We start from the raw sequence: 18,640 nt of genomic DNA on the forward strand, positions 1-18,640 counted from the left end.
GCCAAGGGCCGCCCGGTCCAACAAACCCGCAAAGGGAGTGGGACGGAATGCCCGAACACCGGGGCTGGGACGCCGAGGTGGCGCGTGACGTGATCGCATCGCATGGTGCGACCGAAGGGCCGTTGCTGCCCATCCTGCACGACCTGCAATCGGTCTTCGGCCATGTACCGCGCGAGGCGCTGCCGCTGTTGGCCGACGCGCTGAACCTGTCCCGCGCCGAGGTGCACGGGGTCGTCACTTTCTACCATGATTTCCGGACCGAGCCCGCGGGGCGCCATGTGCTGAAGCTGTGCCAGGCCGAGGCCTGCCAGTCGATGGGCGCGCGCGACTTGGCCGAGCATCTGCGGCGGCGGCTCGACATCGGCCTGCACCAGACCACGGCGGACGGCCGGATCACGGTCGAGCCGGTCTACTGCCTCGGCAACTGTGCCTGCGCCCCGGCGGCGCTGGCCGATGGCGAGCTGGTCGGGCGGATCGACGCCAAGCGCCTCGACCGCATCGTCGACAGGATGGAGGCCGGGCGATGAAGGTCTTCGTCCCCCGCGACGCCGCCGCTATCTCGGTCGGTGCCGACGACGTCGCCCAGGCGATCCAGGCCGAGGCGGCGGCCCGCGGCATCGAGCTGCAGCTGGTCCGCAACGGCTCGCGCGGCCTGCTGTGGCTGGAGCCCTTCGTCGAGGTCGAGACGCCGTCCGGCCGGATCGGCTACGGCCCGGTCGCGGCCGAGGACGTGCCCGGCCTGTTCGCCGCCGGCTTCGCCGAGGGCGGCGACCATGCGCTGCGCCACGGCCGGCCGGAAGAAATCCCGTATCTCGCCAAGCAGCAGCGCCTGACCTTCGCCCGCTGCGGTATCACCGACCCGCTGTCGCTGGACGATTACGAGGCGCATGATGGGCTGAAGGGCCTGCGCGCCGCGCTGGCGATGGAGCCGGCGGCGATCGTCGAAACGGTCACGGCCTCCGGCCTGCGCGGCCGCGGCGGCGCCGGCTTCCCGACCGGCATCAAGTGGCGCACCGTGCTGCAGGCCCAGGCCGACCGGAAATACATCGTCTGCAACGCCGATGAGGGCGACAGCGGCACCTTCGCCGACCGCATGATCATGGAAGGCGACCCCTTCCTGCTGGTCGAGGGCATGATCATCGCCGGCATCGCCACCGGCGCCACCAAGGGCTTCATCTACATCCGCTCGGAATACCCGCATGCGGTGGCGGCGATGAACGCGGCGATCGACATCGCCTATCAGCGCCGGGTGCTGGGCCCCAGCGTGCTGGACAGCGGCAAGCGCTTCGACCTCGAGGTCCGGGTCGGCGCCGGCGCCTATATCTGCGGCGAGGAGACCTCGCTGCTGGAGAGCCTGGAAGGCAAGCGCGGCATGGTCCGGCCGAAGCCGCCGCTGCCGGCGCTGAAGGGCCTGTTCGGCAAGCCGACGGTGATCAACAACGTGCTGTCGCTGACCTCGGTGCCGATCATCCTCGACAAGGGCGCCGCCTTCTATGCCGATTACGGCACCGGCCGGTCGCGCGGCACCCAGCCGCTGCAGCTGGCCGGCAACGTCAAGCGCGGCGGGCTGATCGAGGTCGCCTTCGGCCTGACCCTGCGCGAGCTGATCGAGGGCTTCGGCGGCGGCACCGCCAGCGGCCGGCCGTTCCGCGCCGTCCAGGTCGGCGGCCCGCTCGGCGCCTATTTCCCGGACAGCCTGCTCGACACGCCGCTCGACTACGAGTCGATGGCGGCGAAGAAGGGCATGCTGGGGCATGGCGGCGTGGTGGTGTTCGACGACCGCGTCGACCTGGCCGTCCAGGCCCGCTTCGCCATGGAGTTCTGCGCCATCGAGAGCTGCGGCAAGTGCACGCCCTGCCGCATCGGCTCGACCCGCGGCGCCGAGACCATCGACAAGATCATCGCCAACCGGGAGACCGGCGGGCGCGAGCTCGGCCGCAACCTGACGCTGATCGAAGACCTCTGCGAGACCATGCTGGACGGGTCGCTCTGCGCCCTCGGCGGCCTCACCCCCTATCCGGTGCTCAGCGCCCTGACCCATTTCCCCGATGATTTCGACCGCGCGCCCGCCCCGGCGCAAGCGGCCGAGTAAGGAGGCCATCCGATGGCTCTCGTGACGGAACAGGATTTCGGGACCCCGGCGCGGATCTCGCCCAGCATGGTGACGCTGGAGATCGACGGCGAGGCCGTGACCGTGCCCGCCGGCACCTCGGTGATGCGCGCCGCGGCCGAGATCGAGACCGCAATCCCGAAGCTGTGCGCGACCGACAGCCTGGAGCCTTTCGGCTCCTGCCGGCTCTGCGTCGTCGAGATCGAGGGGCGGCGCGGCACGCCGGCCTCCTGCACCACGCCGGTCGAGCCCGGGATGAAGGTCCGGACGCAGTCGCCGAAGCTGGCGAAGCTGCGCCGGAACGTGATGGAGCTCTACATCTCCGACCACCCGCTGGACTGCCTGACCTGCGCCGCCAACGGCGATTGCGAGCTGCAGGACATGGCCGGCGTCGTGGGGCTGCGCGAGGTGCGCTACGGCTATGACGGCGCCAACCACCTGGTCGGCGAGAAGGACACCTCCAACCCCTATTTCACCTTCGACCCGACCAAGTGCATCGTCTGCTCGCGCTGCGTCCGGGCCTGCGAGGAGGTGCAGGGCACCTTCGCCCTGACCATCGACGGCCGCGGCTTCGGCTCCTTCGTCTCGGCCGGCCAGGATGACGGCTTCAAGGAGAGCGAGTGCGTCTCCTGCGGCGCCTGCGTCCAGGCCTGCCCGACCGCGACGCTGATGGAAAACAGCATCATCGAGGCCGGCCAGCCGGAGCATTCGGTGGTCACCACCTGCGCCTATTGCGGCGTCGGCTGCGCCTTCAAGGCCGAGATGCAGGGCACCGAGGTGGTGCGGATGACGCCGTACAAGGATGGCAAGGCCAATCACGGCCACAGCTGCGTCAAGGGCCGCTTCGCCTGGGGCTACGCCACGCACAAGGACCGGATCACCAAGCCGATGATCCGCAAGCAGATCACCGACCCGTGGCGCGAGGTGTCGTGGGAGGAGGCGATCAATTACGCCGCCTCCGAGCTGAAGCGGATCCAGGCCACCTACGGCCGCGATTCGATCGGCGGCATCACCTCGTCGCGCTGCACCAACGAGGAGACCTACCTCGTCCAGAAGATGATCCGCGCCGGCTTCGGCAACAACAATGTCGACACCTGCGCCCGGGTCTGCCACTCGCCGACCGGCTACGGCCTGGGCCAGACCTACGGCACCTCGGCCGGCACCCAGGATTTCGACAGCGTCGACGAGAGCGACGTGATCGTGGTGATCGGCGCCAACCCGACCGACGCCCATCCGGTCTTCGCCAGCCGGATGAAGCGCCGGCTGCGTGAAGGCGCCCGGCTGATCGTGGTCGATCCGCGCCGCATCGACCTGGTGAAGTCGGCCCACATCAAGGCCGACCACCACCTGCCGCTGAAGCCCGGCACCAATGTCGCGGTCGTCAACGCGCTGGCGCATGTGATCGTGACCGAAGGGTTGGTGGCGGAGGACTACGTCCGCGAGCGCTGCGACATCGCCGAGTTCTCGCGCTGGGCCGAGTTCATCGCCGATCCGCGCCATTCGCCGGAGGCGGTGGAGGATCTCACCGGCGTGCCGGCGGCCGAGGTCCGGGCGGCGGCGCGGCTCTATGCCACCGGCGGCCGGGCCGCGATCTATTACGGCCTCGGCGTCACCGAGCACAGCCAGGGCTCGACCATGGTCATGGGCATGGCCAACCTGGCGATGCTGACCGGCAACATCGGCCGCCGCGGCGTCGGCGTGAACCCGCTGCGCGGCCAGAACAACGTGCAGGGCGCCTGCGACATGGGCTCCTTCCCGCATGAGTTCACCGGCTACCGCCACGTCTCCGACACGAACACCCGGCAGCTGTTCGAGGCCATGTGGGGCGTGCCGCTGTCGGCCGAGCCGGGCCTGCGCATCCCGAACATGCTCGATGCCGCGGTCGAGGGCACCTACAAGGGTATCTACATCCAGGGCGAGGACATCGCCCAGTCCGATCCGGACGTGAAGCACGTCACGGCCGGGTTGGCGGCGATGGAATGCGTCATCGTCCAGGACCTGTTCCTGAACGAGACCGCCAGCTACGCCCATGTGTTCCTGCCCGGCTCTTCCTTCCTGGAGAAGGACGGCACCTTCACCAATGCCGAGCGGCGCATCAGCCGCGTCCGGCGCGTCACCCCGCCCAAGGCCGGCTATGCCGACTGGGAGGCGACGATGATGCTGTCCGAGGCGCTGGGCTACAAGATGGGCTACACCCATCCCAGCGAGATCATGGACGAGATCGCCCGCACCACCCCGACCTTCAAGAACGTCTCGTACCAGAGGCTGGATGAGCTGGGCTCGGTGCAGTGGCCGTGCAACGACGCGGCGCCGGAGGGCACGCCGATCATGCATATCGACCGCTTCGTCCGCGGCCAGGGCCGGTTCATGATCACCGAGTTCGTGCCGACCGAGGAGCGCACGGGCCCGCGCTTCCCGCTGGTGCTGACGACGGGGCGCATCCTCAGCCACTACAATGTCGGCGCCCAGACCCGGCGCACCGACAACGTCGCCTGGCATGAGGAGGATTTGCTGGAGATCCACCCGTCCGACGCCGAGAACCGCGGCATCCGCGACGGTGACTGGGTGGCGCTGCACAGCCGGTCGGGCGAGACCAGCCTGCGGGCCAAGATCTCCGACCGGATGCAGCCGGGCGTCGTCTACACCACCTTCCACCATGCCGAGACCGGCGCCAATGTGGTCACCACCGACTATTCCGACTGGGCCACGAACTGCCCGGAATACAAGGTGACGGCGGTGCAGGTGCGGCGGGTCAACCACCTGTCCGACTGGCAGATCGGCTATCGCGAGCTGCGCGAGAAGACGATCCAGATCGAGCGTCCGCAGGAGGCCGCGGAATAGAATGGCCCTGCCTCCCACCGATCTGCGCCTGCCGGCCCGGCGGCTGACCCGGGACGACCGGGCCGAGCCGGTGGAGGAGGTGGTCGCGGCCGAGGTGCCGGTGGCGCTGGTCTATAACGGCCTGTCCTATGCCGTGATGATGGCGTCGCCGGCCGATCTCGAGGATTTCGCCCTCGGCTTCAGCCTGACCGAAGGCCTGGCCGATACGCCGGCGGACCTGACGGTCGAGGAGGTCGTGGGCGATGAGGAGCGCGGCATCGAGGTGCGGATGGCGCTGCGCGGCGCGCAGTTCTCTCAGATGCTGCAGAAGGTGCGGACCATCACCGGCCGCACCGGCTGCGGCATCTGCGGCACCAGCGATCTCGACACGCTGCATGGCCGCAAGCGCCGCGCGCCCAAGCCGATCGAGGTCGAGCGGGCGGCGGTGCGCCGGACGCTGCGCGACCTCGACGGGCTGCAGGACATCCGCAGCCGCACCGGCGCCGTCCACGGCGCCGCCTGGGCCGACCGTGAGGGCCGGATCCGGCTGGTGCGCGAGGATGTCGGCCGGCACAACGCGCTCGACAAGCTGGTCGGCGCCCTGGCCCGGGCGGACATCGATGCGGGGCAGGGCTTCTGCGTGATCACCAGCCGCTGCAGCTTCGAGATGGTGCAGAAGACGGCCGCGGCCGGGATCCCGATCCTGGTCGCGATCTCGGCGCCGACGACGCTGGCCATCGACACGGCGAAGGCGGCCGGCGTCACCCTGATCGCCTTCGCCCGCGGCGACGGCATGACCGCCTACACCGATTTCTCTTCCCTGAGTCCAGCCAAGGTCGAAGCATGAGCGGCAGCTCCGACAAGATCACCCGCATGGCGAACCAGATCGCCAGCTTCTTCTCCTCCTATCCCCAGGAGGAGGCGGTGGCCGGGGTGCGCAAGCACATCAAGGATTTCTGGGAGCCCCGGATGAAGGACCAGATCCGCGCCCAGGTGGCGGCGAAGAATGCCGAGCTGAACCCGCTGGTGGTGGAGGCGGTCGAGACCCTGCCGCGCTGACAGCGCGTCCCGGTGGACGGCGGGCCGTGGCCGACTATGATGTCGGCCGGGCAAAGCCGGGGTCTGCATGGGGTCCATCACAGCGTCGGTCAAGCGCTACGAGGTCTGGCTCGAGGAGCAGCTTGGCCGGCAGCTGGTGCAGGCCGACCTCGACCGCAAGCATCGCAAGATGGAGGAGAGCGACTTCCTCTTCCTGCGCGCCACCTGCTTCCGCTGGACCGAAACCGCGCATGAGCTGTGCCCCGGCCTGATGGAGACGCCGCGCGTGGTCGCGGTGGGCGACGCCCATATCGGCAATTTCGGGCTGTGGCGCGACGCCGAAGGCCGGCTGGTCTGGGGCGTGAACGATTTCGACGAGGCGGCGGAGACGCCCTATGCGCTCGACCTCGTCCGCCTCGCCGCCAGCGCCGTGCTGGCGCGCGGCCGCGACCGTTCGGTCTCGACCGACGAGATCTGCGCCGCCATCCTCGGTGGCTATGTCGAAGGCCTGCGGGCACCGGCCGCCTTCGTGCTGGAACGCCGGCATCTCTGGCTGCGCGACCTGGTGCTGGCCAGCGACGATGAGCGCGAGCGGTTCTGGTCGGCGCTGGAACAGCTGCCGCGCGCCTTGCCGCCGCGCAGCTATCGCGACGTCCTGGCCGCGGCCATGCCTGATTCGGATCTGATCGTGGCCACCGCCCAGCGCGTGGCGGGGCTCGGCAGCCTGGGCCGGCCGCGCTGGGTCGGAATGGCCGATTGGCATGGCGGCCCGGTGGCGCGCGAGGCCAAGCCGCTGCTGCCCTCGGCCTGGTCGCTGGTCCAGGGGGGCGACCGCAAGATGCGCTTCGCCGAGATCGCCTTCGGCAAGTTCCGCATCGCCGACCCCTGGCTGAAGCCGCGCAAGGGCATCGTCGTCCGCCGCCTGGCGCCGAACAGCCGCAAGCTCGATTTTCCGGCCCTGGCCGATCCCGGCCTGCTGCGCCGTCTGCTGACCGCGATGGGGGCGGAGCTGGCCAACCTGCACTCCGCCCGCCGCTCGCGCGCCCGTGCCGTCTCCGAGGATCTCGAGACGCGCAAGCCAGCCTGGCTGCGCGACGCCGCGGGCAGGGTGGCCGAGGCGACGCGGCAGGACCGGGTGGCCTGGCGGGGCCGCCGCTGAGGATGGGTCGAGGAGAGGGCGATGCAGCGCATGGGCATGTGCATCCGGCTGAGGCCGGAAGCGGTGGCGGAGTATCTGCGGCTGCACCAGGCCGTGTGGCCGGAGGTACTGGCGATGATCAGCGCCTGCCAGATCCGCAACTACTCGATCTTCCTGAAGCAGCCGGAGAACATCCTGTTCGCCCACTGGGAGTATCACGGTGCGGATTTCGCCACCGACATGGCGCAGATGGCGGCCGACCCGAAGACCCGGGAGTGGTGGGCGCTGTGCTCGCCCTGCCAGGAGCCGTTCGAGACCCGGGAGGAGGGAGAGTGGTGGGCGATGATGCCGGAGGTGTTCCACCACGACTGACAACCGGGCGCGTGCCCGTGAATCGCTCGTGAACCGGGCAATTTCGCGTCGCGGAATTCCGACGCGACCCTCCCATATGGGGGTGTCGGGACCCTGCCGGATCAAAGATAGTCCGACTTACCACCTCGACCCGGTCGGGGTGGCCGGCGAAGGCTTCGCCGGACTGACTCCATTGCTCCACTTCAGGGCCGGCCCGCACCGCAACCGGGCCGGCCTCTTTTATCTCCGGGGCGCAGGAGGCAGACATAGAAACGGCGCCTCGGGAGGGCGCCGTCGAACCGGTTGGAAATGGTCGGAGTGAGAGGATTCGAACCTCCGGCTTCTACGTCCCGAACGTAGCGCTCTACCAGGCTGAGCTACACTCCGTTGCACCGGCGGTTGGGCTTATAGCGAGACTGGCGGGGGCCCGCAAGGCCTGTGACGCAGTTCCGTTAGAAATCTCGCTCGACCACGAACTCGACCACGTCCTCCAGCGCTGTGCGCATCGGCGAGGCGGGCAGCAGGCGAATGGCGCGCAACGCGCTTTCGGCATGAACGCGCGCCGCCGCCATGCTGTCGGCCAGCGCACCGTGGCGCTGCAGCAGGGCCACCGCGTGGTCGAGATCCTCCTGTTCGGCCTGCTCGCCATCCTCCAGCGTCCGGCGCCAGAAGCCGCGCTCCTCCTCGCTGCCGCGCTCCATGGCCAGGATCACCGGCAGGGTGATCTTGCCCTCGCGGAAATCGTCGCCGATGGTTTTGCCCAGGCGGGCCTGGCGGGCGGAGTAGTCCAGCACGTCGTCGACGATCTGGAAGGCGATTCCCAGCTCGGTGCCGAAGCTGCGCATGGCGGCGCATTCGGCCGGGCTGCGGTCGGCCACCACGGCGCCGATCTCGCAGGCCGCGGCGAACAGCTCCGCCGTCTTGGCGCGGATGATCCGCAGATAGGTGTCGCGACTGGTCACGGTGTCGTGCGCCGCCGACAGCTGCAGCACCTCGCCCTCGGCGATCACGGCCGAGGCGTTGGCCAGGATGCGCAGCGTGTCGACCGATCCGTCCTCGACCATCACCTGGAAGGCGCGGGAGAACAGGAAGTCGCCGACCAGCACGCTGGCCTGGTTGCCGAACACGACATTGGCCGAGGCCTGGCCGCGGCGCAGGTCGCTCTCGTCGACCACGTCGTCATGCAGCAGGGTGGCGGTGTGGATGAACTCGACCGCGGCGGCGAGGCCGACATGGCGCTGGCCGCGATGGCCGCACAGCCGGGCCGAGGCGAGGGTCAGGACCGGACGGATGCGCTTGCCGCCCGAGGCGATGAGATAGCCGGCCAGCTGCGGGATCAGCTCGACCGAGCTCTGCATCCGCTCCAGGATCAGGGCGTTCACCGCCTCCAGATCCTCGGCGACGAGGGCCGTCAGGCGGTCGAGCGCTCCGGAATCGGTGGTCGGCTCCGGCGGCAGGGACTCGGCTCTCGTCGCTCCAAGACTGGCGGTCAAGCCCGGCTCCTCAACATCCACATTCCGATCTCCGGCACCGGCCTGCAGCGGGGCAGCGATCCGGACCGGATTGTGTCACCATGACCCTTGTGTGCGCTGCATAAACGAGAAATGGGCCCCGTGAAAGAGCTTCTGCGAACCAATGACCCGGTCCGGCTGTCCTTCCTGACGGCGCTGCTGACCGATGCCCGGATCGAAAGCGTCATCCTTGATATGCACACATCCGTGCTGGAAGGGAGCCTGGGCATCTTGCCGCGCCGCCTGATGGTGGCGGGCGATGACTGGGCCAGAGCGCGGTATGTCCTTCAATCCGCGGGGGAAAGCCTGCCGGATGCCTGAGGCCGCGGAGCGGGCGGCCGGCGAGGATCGGCTGCTCGGCGGGCGGGTCCGCCTGCTGCAGCCGCGGGACGGCTACCGCGCCGCGATCGACCCGGTGCTGCTGGCCGCCGCGGTGCCGGCCGGGCCCGGCGAGCGGGTGGCCGATCTCGGCTGCGGCGTCGGCACGGCGCTGCTCTGCCTCGCCGCGCGCTGTCCGGAGGTTTCGGTCACCGGCGTCGAGCGCGATCCCGGACTGGCGGCACTGGCGCGCGAGAATCTCGGGCTGAACGGGCTCGCCGGCCGCGCCGCGATCGTCGAGGGCAGCGTCGCCGATCCGATCCCGGGCGCGCCTTTCGATCGGGTGATGATGAACCCGCCCTTCCTGCCGCCCGGCCGCGGCCGGGCCTCCGCCCACCCGGTCAGGGCGGCGGCGAATGTCGAGGACGGGATCGACCTCGCCGGCTGGGTCGCCGCCGCGGCGCGGGTGCTGAAGCCGCGCGGTTGGCTGACCCTGATCCACCGCGCCGACCGGGTCGACGAGATCTGCGCCGCGCTGCAGCCCGGCTTCGGCGCGCTGACCCTGTTCCCGCTCTGGCCGAGGGCCGGGGAGCCGGCGCGGCGGGTGCTGGTGCAGGCCCGGCGGGGCGGGCGGTCGCCCGCGGTGCTGGCGTCGGGGCTGGTGCTGCACGAGGCCGATGGCGGCTACACCCCGGCAGCGCAGGCGGTGCTGCGCGACGCGGCGCCGCTGGTGCTCTGATGCGCCGGACCTTTTGAAATCGCGGCCCGACGGGCCATATCCTGCCCCGTATCGTGACGGCAACAAACCGATCGAGAGCGCAACCATGGGCCTCCTGTCCCGACTTCCCTTCCTCGGCCGCGGCAACGGGCCGCTGGTGACCGTTCTGCCGCTGCGCGGCGTGATCGGGGGCGGGCGCGGCTTCCTGGCCCAGGGCCTGTCGATGGAGAAGCTGGCCCGCCCGATCGCCGCCGCCTTCAGCCCCAAGCGCCTGGCCGCGGTGGCGCTGCTGGTGAACTCCCCGGGCGGGTCGCCGGTGCAATCCTCGCTGATCGCGCGCCGCATCCGCGACCTGGCGGAGGAGAAGAAGGTCCCGGTCTACGCCTTCGTCGAGGACGTCGCCGCCTCCGGCGGCTACTGGCTGGCCTGTGCCGGCGACGAGATCTGGGTCGACGACAGCTCGATCGTCGGCTCGATCGGCGTGGTCTCCTCGGGATTCGGCTTCCAGGACGCGATCGCGCGCATCGGCGTCGAGCGCCGGGTCCACACCGCCGGCACACGGAAGTCGATCCTCGATCCGTTCCAGCCGGAGCGGCCGGAGGACCTGGCCAAGCTGGAGGAGTTGCAGCGCGACATCCACGCCGCCTTCATCGCCCATATCCGCGCTCGGCGCGGCGGCCGGCTGACGGCGGACGACGCCACCCTGTTCACCGGCGAGTTCTGGACCGGCGCGAAGGGCCGGGCCCTCGGCCTGGCCGACGGCATCGGCCATCCCCATGCCGTGCTGCGCGCCAAGTTCGGCCCGAAGGTGCGGCTGAAGCTGGTGCAGCAGCCGACCGGCTGGCTGCGCCGCCTGACCCGGGCCGACAGCTTGGCTGCCGCCGCTGTGGACAGCGCCGTCGGCGCGGTGGAGGATCGGCTGCACTGGTCCCGCTACGGGATGTAAGGATTTAAATGCTCAGCAAGATCCTCGTCGCGATTGCGTTGGTGGCCGGCGTGCTCTGGCTGATGGGCATGGCCCGCCGCGTCGGCGTCGCCCGCGATACGGCGGCGCGACGCGATGCGCTGTCGCAGCAGCACCGCGCCCGGAAGGCGGAGAAGCGCACCGAGGACCTGGTCCGCTGCCCGAGCTGCGGCGCCTACCACGCCGACGGACTGAGCCATCGCTGCGAGGGGTGACAGCCCTCCGACTATTCATGACCGTTTGACGCCCCCGCGCGCTTGAAGCCTCCCGCCCGGCGCCCTATGGTGCGCGGCCTCCATTCAGCGCCAGCCCGAGACATGCAGACGGTCGCCCCACCCCCGAAGAGTTTTCAGGAGATCATCCTGCGGCTGCAGAATTTCTGGGCCGCCCAGGGATGCCTGATCCTGCAGCCCTACGACATGGAGGTCGGCGCCGGCACCTCGCACCCGGCGACGACGCTGCGCTCGCTCGGTCCCGACCGGGTGTGGAACTGCGCCTATGTCCAGCCGTCGCGCCGGCCGAAGGACGGGCGCTACGGCGAGAACCCGAACCGGCTGCAGCACTACTACCAGTTCCAGGTGCTGATGAAGCCGGCGCCGGCGGATGCGCAGGACCTCTATCTGCAGAGCCTCTACGCCCTCGGCATCGATCCGGCGCTGCACGACATCCGCTTCGTCGAGGATGATTGGGAGAACCCGACGCTCGGCGCCTGGGGCCTCGGCTGGGAGGTCTGGTGCGACGGCATGGAGGTCACCCAGTACACCTATTTCCAGCAGGTCGGCGGCATCGAATGCGACCCCGTGCCGGTCGAGCTGACCTATGGGCTGGAGCGGCTGGCGATGTACCTGCTGAACGTGAAGAGCGTCTACGACCTGCCGTTCAACGACCCGCAGACCCCGGGCGCCAAGCGCTATGGCGAGGTGTTCCTGCGGGCCGAGCGGGAATACTCCGCCTATAATTTCGAGCATGCCGACACGGCGATCCTGCTGCAGCACTTCAAGGATGCGGAGCAGGAGTGCAAGGCGCTGCTGGATCGCCGCCTGGCGCTGCCGGCCTATGACCAGTGCCTCAAGGCCGGGCACAATTTCAACCTGCTCGACGCCCGTGGCGTGATCTCCGTGGTCGAGCGCGCCGCCTATATCGGCCGCGTGCGCGACCTCGCCCGGGCCTGCTGCCGACTCTGGCTGGACGCGGCCTGAGGGGGGCTGACATGGCTGAATTCCTGCTCGAACTCTTCTCCGAGGAGATCCCGGCCCGCATGCAGGCGCGGGCCGCGGAGGATCTGAAGTCCCTCGTCAACGACGCGCTGAAGGCGGCGGGCCTGGCCTTCGACCGGGCCGAGGCTTTCGTCACGCCGCGGCGCCTGGCGCTGGTGGTCGACGGCCTGCCGGCGGTGCGGCCCGACATGGCCGAGGAGCGCAAGGGGCCGAAGGTCGACGCGCCGAGCCAAGCGATCGACGGTTTCCTGAAGGCGACCGGGCTGACGCTGGACCAGTGCGAGCAGCGCGACACGCCCAAGGGCAAGATCTGGTTCGCCAGCCTGACCACCCCGGGCGGCCCGGCCGCGGACCTGCTGCCGGAGGTGATCCGCAAGGCGATCCTCGGCCTGCCCTGGCCGAAGTCGATGCGCGCGGCGGAGCAGGTGGTGCGCTGGGTACGCCCGCTGCACCATGTGCTGGCGCTGTTCGACGGCCGGGTCGTGCCGTTCCGCTACGACCTGCACAAGCCGGACATCGACGGCTCGGGCGAGGGGGCCAAGGAGGCCGTCGGCTCGACGGTCGGCCATCGCTTCCTGGCGCCCGGCCGGATCACGGTCAGCGGCTTCGCCGACTATCGGGCGAAGCTGCGCGACGCCTATGTCGTGCTCGACCGCGAGGAGCGGAAGGCGCTGATCCGCGAGCAGGTCGAGGCCCAGGCCAGGGCCGCGGGCCTGGCGCTGCGCGATGATCCGGGCCTGCTGGAAGAGGTGGCGGGGCTGGTCGAATGGCCAGTGGCCTATCTCGGCCGCATCGACGACGCCTTCATGGCGGTGCCGGAGGAGGTGCTGGTCACGTCGATGCGCACCCATCAGCGCTACTTCGCCCTGGAGGGCGCGGATGGCAAGCTGGCGCCACGCTTCGCCGTGGTCGCCAACACCGAGACGAAGGACGGCGGCGCCACGGTGATCGACGGCAACGAGCGGGTGCTGCGCGCCCGCCTGTCCGACGCCAAGTTCTTCTGGGACCAGGACCGCAAGACCCCGCTGGAAGGCCGGGTGAAGAGCCTCGAGCCGATCATCTTCCATGCGAAGCTGGGCAGCGTGGCGCAGAAGGTCGAGCGCATGGCGGCGCTGGCCGCCTGGCTGGCGCCGAAGCTGGGCGCCGATCCGGCTCGGGCCGACCGCGCCGCGCGGCTGGCCAAGGCCGACCTGACCTCCGAGATGGTCGGCGAGTTCCCGGAGCTGCAGGGGCTGATGGGCCGCTACTACGCCTTGGCCCAAAGCGAGGCGCCGGACGTCGCCGAGGCGATCGCCGACCACTACAAGCCGGTGGGGCCGGGCGACCGCTGCCCGACCGCGCCGGTCTCGATCGCCGTGGCGCTGGCCGACAAGCTCGACACCCTGGCCGGCTTCTTCGCCATCGACGAGAAGCCGACCGGCAGCCGCGACCCCTATGCGCTGCGCCGCGCCGCGCTCGGCGTGATCCGGCTGGTGGTCGAGAACGGTGCCGCCCTGCCGCTGCGCGAGGCTTTCGGCGCGGTCTGGGACGCCTATCGCGTCGACGGGCTGCTCGACAAGGCGGTGGTGGTCGAGGAGCTGCTGTCCTTCATCGCCGACCGCCTCAAGGTGGCGATGCGCGAGAAGGGCGTGCGCCACGACCTGATCGACGCGGTCTTCGCCGTCGGCGGCGAGGACGACCTGCTGCGCCTGCTCGGCCGGGTCGACGCCCTGGCCGCCTTCCTCGGCAGCGAGGACGGGGCGAATCTCCTCACCGCCTATCGCCGCGCCGGCAACATCGGCCGGATCGAGCGCAAGAAGGACGGGGTGGAGGGCTTCGGCGAGGTCGATCCCGGCCGCTTTGCCATGGCCGAGGAGCGGGCGTTGTTCGAGCGGCTGGAGGCTGATGCGCAGCCGATAAGGGCGGCGCTGGACGAGGGCGATTTCGCCGGGGCGATGACCACGCTGGCCGGCTGGCGGCCAGCGGTCGACGCCTTCTTCGATGCGGTGCTGGTCAACGATCCGGACCTGGCCTTGCGGCGCAACCGTCTGGCGCTGCTCGAGGATCTGACGAGCTCGATGAACGACGTCGCCGACTTCTCGCGGGTCGAGGGGTAGCCTAAGGGCCGTCCGTCCGGATCCGGCCGATGACCAGGTCGAGCGCGGCGCGCATCGACCGCTCCGCCGACTCGCCGGGCACGCCCCATTCCGGGAAGTGCCCGTCCGCGGCCATGCGGGCCAGGCCATAGACCAGGGCGCGGCCGGCCAGCCGGACATGGCCGATGTCGGTCCCGGCGGCGAGCTGGCCCTGCCGCACCGCGTCCTGCAGCAACCCGGTGATCCGGTCGCGCAGCCCGGCATTGGCCTCGCGCAGGGCGGGCGAGCTGTCGAAGTCGATCAGCCGGCGCGACGAGATGATGCGGAAATGCGTCGGGTTGCGCGTCGCCCAGCGCAGATAGGCGGCGCCGGTCTCGGCGAAGCGCGCCAGCGGGTCCAGGCCTCCGGTCGCCGCCAGTGCCGCCGCCATCTCCTGCCCCAGCCGCTCCTGCGCCTGCTCGGCCACCGCCGTCAGCAGGGCGCGCTTGGTCGGGAAATGCCGGAACGGCGCCCCGGGCGAGACCCCGGCCCGCTTGGCCGCCTCGCGCACCGTCACGGCGTCGAGCCCGTCCTCCTCGATCAGTTGCAAGGCGGCGGCGATCAGGGCGTCGCGCAGATGTCCGTGATGGTAGGGGCGGCGGGTCGGGCCAGGGGGCTCGGTCATCGCCGCAGCATAAAGGGGCACGATGTAAGCGGCGATTATTTTTCGTTGAGCGGCGCGGTGTTCTGAATGTAATCTCCGATTACATAATGAGGAGACACCGCCATGGCCCTGAGATTTTCGCTTGCCGCCTGCCTGTTGTGCCTGCCGGTCCTGGCGGCGGCCGAAGAGGCGCCGACCCTCGCCATCCTCGATCCGCTGCAGGGCGCGACGGTTGCTCTCGGCGGCGATGCCGAGAAGTCGATCGAGGTCCGGGTCCGGGTGACGGGGTTTACGCTGCGGGCTGCCGGCCAATGCGGCGGCGAGCCCCGCTGCGGCCACCTGCATCTCAAGATCGATCCGGAGGGCGACAGCTGCAACATCCTGGGCCGCAGCTACAACAGCATGAACAGCGACACCGGCGGCGACGTCATCCGCGCCCGGTTCGGCCATTGCCCGTCGCCGACCGGGCCGCATGTGATCGGCATCCTGCTGGCGCAGGACGACCACAAGCCGGTGATCGTCGACGGCCGGCCGATCGTGGCCACCGCCTTCGTGACGACTCGATAGGCCCGCGTGGCATTCCGCCGCGCCGGCGGCGCCTCCGCATATCGGGTCTGACGGACAGATTCGTTCGTGTGTCGTGGTGGACGGGACCGCTTCGGCATGAAGATGCCGGGGCGGTGAAATGCCGCTGATCAGCTATGTCCACTTATCAAATGTGCCCAGATTTCCGTCTTCGCCCTTAGCAGTCCGTGATTCCTTCATGTTGCATCGCAAAACTATAAAACTCTGAGGAATTCCGCTGGTTTTTCTGCGCTTGACTTCGTCGCCTCGCTGCGCTGCAAGACACGGAACACGCACGGGGATCGAACCGTTGTTCCCGCTGCGCTGGATCGAGGCGGAGGTACGATGATTCCGACCGCAAGGGCTCTGGAAGGCGGCCGTCTGCCCGTCGCCTGCCCGAACGCCCGGTCGGGGGCCGGCGTACCGCTTCCGTCGTTTCCGGTCTAAGATCGGACCAACGTCTCCCACGAACGCCAAGGCGGAGAATCGAACGAAATGACCAAATGGGTCTACGGCTTCGGGAACGGCAAGGCGGATGGCCGCGCCGACATGCGCAACCTGCTTGGCGGCAAGGGGGCCAATCTCGCCGAGATGAGCGTTCTGGGGCTGCCGGTGCCTCCCGGATTCACCGTCACCACCGAACTCTGTTCGCACTATTACGACCACGACCGGTCCTATCCGGACGAGCTGACGGACCAGGTCCAGACCGCGCTCGGCCAGATCGAGACGATCGTCGGCGCCAAGTTTGGGGACAAGACCAATCCGCTGCTGGTCTCGGTCCGCTCCGGCGCCCGCGCTTCGATGCCGGGCATGATGGACACGGTGCTCAATCTCGGTCTCAACGACGAGACCGTCAGCGGCCTCGCCGCCCGCACCGGCGACGAGCGCTTCGCCTATGACAGCTACCGCCGCTTCATCCAGATGTATGGCGACGTCGTGCTGGGGGTGGAGCATTACCGCTTCGAGGACGAGCTCGAGGGCATCAAGCGCGAGCGCGGCGTGTCGCTCGACACCGAGCTGACGGCCGCCGACCTGAAGACCCTGGTCGACCGCTACAAGGGCGTGGTCCAGACCGATCTCGGCCAGCCCTTCCCGCAGGACCCGAAGGACCAGCTGTGGGGCGCGGTCGGCGCCGTGTTCGGCTCCTGGATGAACCAGCGCGCCATCACCTATCGCCGGCTGCACGACATCCCGGCCAGCTGGGGCACGGCGGTCACCGTCCAGGCCATGGTGTTCGGCAACATGGGCGACGACTGCGCCACCGGCGTCGCCTTCACCCGCAACCCGTCGACCGGCGAGGACGCCTTCTACGGCGAGTATCTGGTCAACGCCCAGGGCGAGGACGTGGTCGCCGGCATCCGCACGCCGCAGAACCTGACCAAGGTGTCGCGTGAGCAGGCGGGCAGCGACCTGCCGTCGATGGAAGAGACGATGCCGGAGACCTTCCGGCAGCTCTGCGACATCCGCGACCGGCTGGAAGGCCATTATCGCGACATGCAGGACATCGAGTTCACGGTCCAGCAGGGCCGGCTCTACATCCTGCAGACCCGCAACGGCAAGCGCACCGCCGCCGCGGCGCTGCGCATCGCGGTCGAGTTGGCCGAGGCCGGGGTGATCGACCAGCGCGAGGCGGTGCGCCGGGTCGAGCCGCAGGCGCTCGACCAGCTGCTGCACCCGACGCTGGACCCGAAGGCGAAGCGCGAGGTCATCGCCAAGGGCCTGCCGGCCTCGCCCGGCGCGGCCTCGGGCAAGATCGTGCTGACCGCGGACGAGGCCGAGACCCTGGCCCAGATGGGCGACAAGGTCATCCTGGTGCGCGAGGAGACCAGCCCCGAAGACATCCACGGCATGCACGCCGCCGCCGGCATTCTGACCACGCGCGGCGGCATGACCAGCCACGCGGCGGTGGTCGCCCGCGGCATGGGCCGGGCCTGCGTCTCCGGCGCCGGCGAGCTGCGCATCGACACCAAGGCAAGGACCGTCTCGGTCGGCGGCGTCACGCTGAAGGCCGGCGACATCATCACCATCGACGGTGCCGCCGGCGAGGTGATGAAGGGCGAGGTGCCGACGGTGCAGCCCGAGCTGTCGGGCGATTTCGCCAAGCTGATGGGCTGGGCCGACGAGGTGCGGCGGATGAAGATCCGCACCAATGCCGAGACCCCGCTCGACGCCCGCACCGCCCGCAAGTTCGGGGCCGAGGGCATCGGCCTGTGCCGGACCGAGCACATGTTCTTCGAGGCCGACCGCATCACCGCCGTGCGCCGCATGATCGTGGCCGAATCGGTGGATGCGCGGAAGACGGCGCTGGCCGAGATCCTGCCGATGCAGCGCAAGGATTTCGTCGAGCTGTTCACCATCATGAAGGGCCTGCCGGTGACGATCCGGCTGCTCGACCCGCCGCTGCACGAGTTCCTGCCGCGGACCGAGGAGGATCTCGAGGAGGTCGCCCGCATCGCTGGCGTCGATCTCGGCCGGGTCCGGCACCGCACCGCCCAGCTGCATGAGAGCAACCCGATGCTCGGCCATCGCGGCTGCCGCCTCGGCATCTCCTTCCCGGAGATCTACGAGATGCAGGCGCGGGCGATCTTCGAGGCCGTGGCCGAGGTCAAGACCGCGTCCGGCGAGACGGTGACGCCGGAGATCATGATCCCGCTCGCCTTCTCGAAGAAGGAGCTCGACATCCTCAAGGCCGCGATCGTGGCGGTGGCCGCCGCGGTGGAAAAGGAGAAGGGGCTCAAGCTCGACTACCTCATCGGCACCATGATCGAGCTGCCGCGCGCCGCGCTGCGGGCGCATGAGCTGGCGGAGACGGCGGAGTTCTTCTCCTTCGGCACCAACGACCTGACCCAGACCACCTTCGGCATCAGCCGCGACGATGCCGGCACCTTCCTGCCGGACTACACCCGCGCCGGCATCCTGGAGCAGGATCCCTTCGTCACCCTCGACCGCGACGGGGTGGGCGAGTTGGTGTCGCTGGCGGTGGAGCGCGGCCGCAAGACCCGCCCGGGCATCAAGCTCGGCATCTGCGGCGAGCATGGCGGCGACCCGGCCTCGATCCATTTCTGCGAATCGGTCGGGCTCGACTACGTCTCCTGCTCGCCCTACCGGGTGCCGATCGCCCGCCTGGCCGCGGCGCAGGCGGCGCTGCGGTCCGAAGTGAAGGCCGAGTAGAG

The 18,640-nt window shown here is 69.8% G+C and carries 17 protein-coding genes and 1 tRNA gene; 15 read left to right on the plus strand and 3 right to left on the minus strand.

Going from position 1 to position 18,640, the window contains the following annotated elements; all coding sequences use genetic code 11:
* Window positions 1-47 precede the first annotated feature (47 nt).
* From ACTOWL_RS16915 to ACTOWL_RS16945, 7 genes are all read left to right on the plus strand, one after another.
* Entirely contained in the window at window positions 48-527 is a 480-nt protein-coding gene (locus ACTOWL_RS16915) for a formate dehydrogenase subunit gamma (RefSeq protein ID WP_441322424.1), read from the plus strand.
* Window positions 524-2,092, plus strand: a complete 1,569-nt coding sequence (locus ACTOWL_RS16920; protein WP_441322425.1) for a formate dehydrogenase beta subunit — start codon at window positions 524-526, stop codon at window positions 2,090-2,092. The genes ACTOWL_RS16915 and ACTOWL_RS16920 overlap by 4 nt, the downstream gene beginning before the upstream one ends.
* A 12-nt stretch (window positions 2,093-2,104) precedes the next feature.
* On the plus strand, window positions 2,105-4,951 hold the full coding sequence (gene fdhF / locus ACTOWL_RS16925) for a formate dehydrogenase subunit alpha (RefSeq protein WP_441322426.1): 2,847 nt from the start codon (window positions 2,105-2,107) through the stop codon (window positions 4,949-4,951).
* A 1-nt stretch (window position 4,952) separates the two neighbouring features.
* Window positions 4,953-5,777, plus strand: coding sequence for a formate dehydrogenase accessory sulfurtransferase FdhD (gene fdhD / locus ACTOWL_RS16930; protein WP_441322427.1), 825 nt, complete (start codon window positions 4,953-4,955; stop codon window positions 5,775-5,777).
* A complete protein-coding gene (locus tag ACTOWL_RS16935) occupies window positions 5,774-5,989 on the plus strand; it encodes a formate dehydrogenase subunit delta (RefSeq protein WP_441322428.1) in 216 nt (71 codons plus the stop codon). Before fdhD ends, ACTOWL_RS16935 begins: the two co-directional genes overlap by 4 nt.
* Before the next feature lie 67 nt (window positions 5,990-6,056).
* Window positions 6,057-7,127, plus strand: coding sequence for a DUF2252 family protein (locus tag ACTOWL_RS16940; protein WP_441322429.1), 1,071 nt, complete (start codon window positions 6,057-6,059; stop codon window positions 7,125-7,127).
* A gap of 21 nt (window positions 7,128-7,148) precedes the next feature.
* On the plus strand, window positions 7,149-7,478 hold the full coding sequence (locus ACTOWL_RS16945) for an L-rhamnose mutarotase (RefSeq protein WP_441322430.1): 330 nt from the start codon (window positions 7,149-7,151) through the stop codon (window positions 7,476-7,478).
* Window positions 7,479-7,767: 289 nt separating this feature from the next.
* Here the strand turns inward: ACTOWL_RS16945 and ACTOWL_RS16950 are convergent.
* Window positions 7,768-7,844, minus strand: a tRNA-Pro gene (locus ACTOWL_RS16950).
* A 65-nt stretch (window positions 7,845-7,909) separates the two neighbouring features.
* Window positions 7,910-8,914, minus strand: a complete 1,005-nt coding sequence (locus tag ACTOWL_RS16955; protein WP_441322491.1) for a polyprenyl synthetase family protein — start codon at window positions 8,912-8,914, stop codon at window positions 7,910-7,912.
* A 156-nt stretch (window positions 8,915-9,070) separates the two neighbouring features.
* Here ACTOWL_RS16955 and ACTOWL_RS16960 point away from each other — a divergent pair, with 156 nt between their 5' ends.
* The 6 genes from ACTOWL_RS16960 (at window position 9,071) to glyS (ending at window position 14,281) form a co-directional block, all read left to right on the plus strand.
* A complete protein-coding gene (locus tag ACTOWL_RS16960; protein ID WP_441322431.1) occupies window positions 9,071-9,289 on the plus strand; it encodes a putative signal transducing protein in 219 nt (72 codons plus the stop codon).
* The gene (locus ACTOWL_RS16965; RefSeq protein ID WP_441322432.1) at window positions 9,282-10,025 is read left to right on the plus strand and encodes a tRNA1(Val) (adenine(37)-N6)-methyltransferase; all 744 of its coding nucleotides are present in this window, start codon (window positions 9,282-9,284) and stop codon (window positions 10,023-10,025) included. Before ACTOWL_RS16960 ends, ACTOWL_RS16965 begins: the two co-directional genes overlap by 8 nt.
* 85 nt (window positions 10,026-10,110) lie before the next feature.
* Window positions 10,111-10,950, plus strand: a complete 840-nt coding sequence (locus ACTOWL_RS16970) for a S49 family peptidase (RefSeq protein ID WP_441322433.1) — start codon at window positions 10,111-10,113, stop codon at window positions 10,948-10,950.
* 8 nt (window positions 10,951-10,958) lie between these two features.
* A complete protein-coding gene (locus ACTOWL_RS16975) occupies window positions 10,959-11,183 on the plus strand; it encodes a hypothetical protein (protein ID WP_441322434.1) in 225 nt (74 codons plus the stop codon).
* 102 nt (window positions 11,184-11,285) lie between these two features.
* Complete coding sequence (locus tag ACTOWL_RS16980; RefSeq protein ID WP_441322435.1) at window positions 11,286-12,167, plus strand: glycine--tRNA ligase subunit alpha; 882 nt, start codon at window positions 11,286-11,288, stop codon at window positions 12,165-12,167.
* Window positions 12,168-12,178: 11 nt separating this feature from the next.
* Complete coding sequence (glyS, locus tag ACTOWL_RS16985; RefSeq protein WP_441322436.1) at window positions 12,179-14,281, plus strand: glycine--tRNA ligase subunit beta; 2,103 nt, start codon at window positions 12,179-12,181, stop codon at window positions 14,279-14,281.
* 1 nt (window position 14,282) lies between these two features.
* Here the strand turns inward: glyS and ACTOWL_RS16990 are convergent, their stop codons facing one another.
* Entirely contained in the window at window positions 14,283-14,924 is a 642-nt protein-coding gene (locus ACTOWL_RS16990; protein WP_441322437.1) for a TetR/AcrR family transcriptional regulator, read from the minus strand.
* A gap of 102 nt (window positions 14,925-15,026) precedes the next feature.
* On the opposite strand from ACTOWL_RS16990, the gene ACTOWL_RS16995 reads away from it, so the two are divergent.
* Both ACTOWL_RS16995 and ppdK read left to right on the plus strand, forming a co-directional pair.
* Window positions 15,027-15,470 (plus strand): hypothetical protein, encoded by a 444-nt coding sequence (locus ACTOWL_RS16995; RefSeq protein ID WP_441322438.1) that lies wholly within the window; start codon window positions 15,027-15,029, stop codon window positions 15,468-15,470.
* Between the two features lie 492 nt (window positions 15,471-15,962).
* Window positions 15,963-18,638: a pyruvate, phosphate dikinase gene (gene ppdK, locus ACTOWL_RS17000; protein ID WP_441322439.1), complete on the plus strand. Its 2,676-nt coding sequence runs from the start codon at window positions 15,963-15,965 to the stop codon at window positions 18,636-18,638.
* The last annotated feature ends 2 nt before the right edge of the window (window positions 18,639-18,640 follow it).

The organism is Inquilinus sp. CA228, assembly GCF_052078665.1.
In the GTDB taxonomy this organism is placed as follows: Bacteria; Pseudomonadota; Alphaproteobacteria; order DSM-16000; family Inquilinaceae; genus Inquilinus.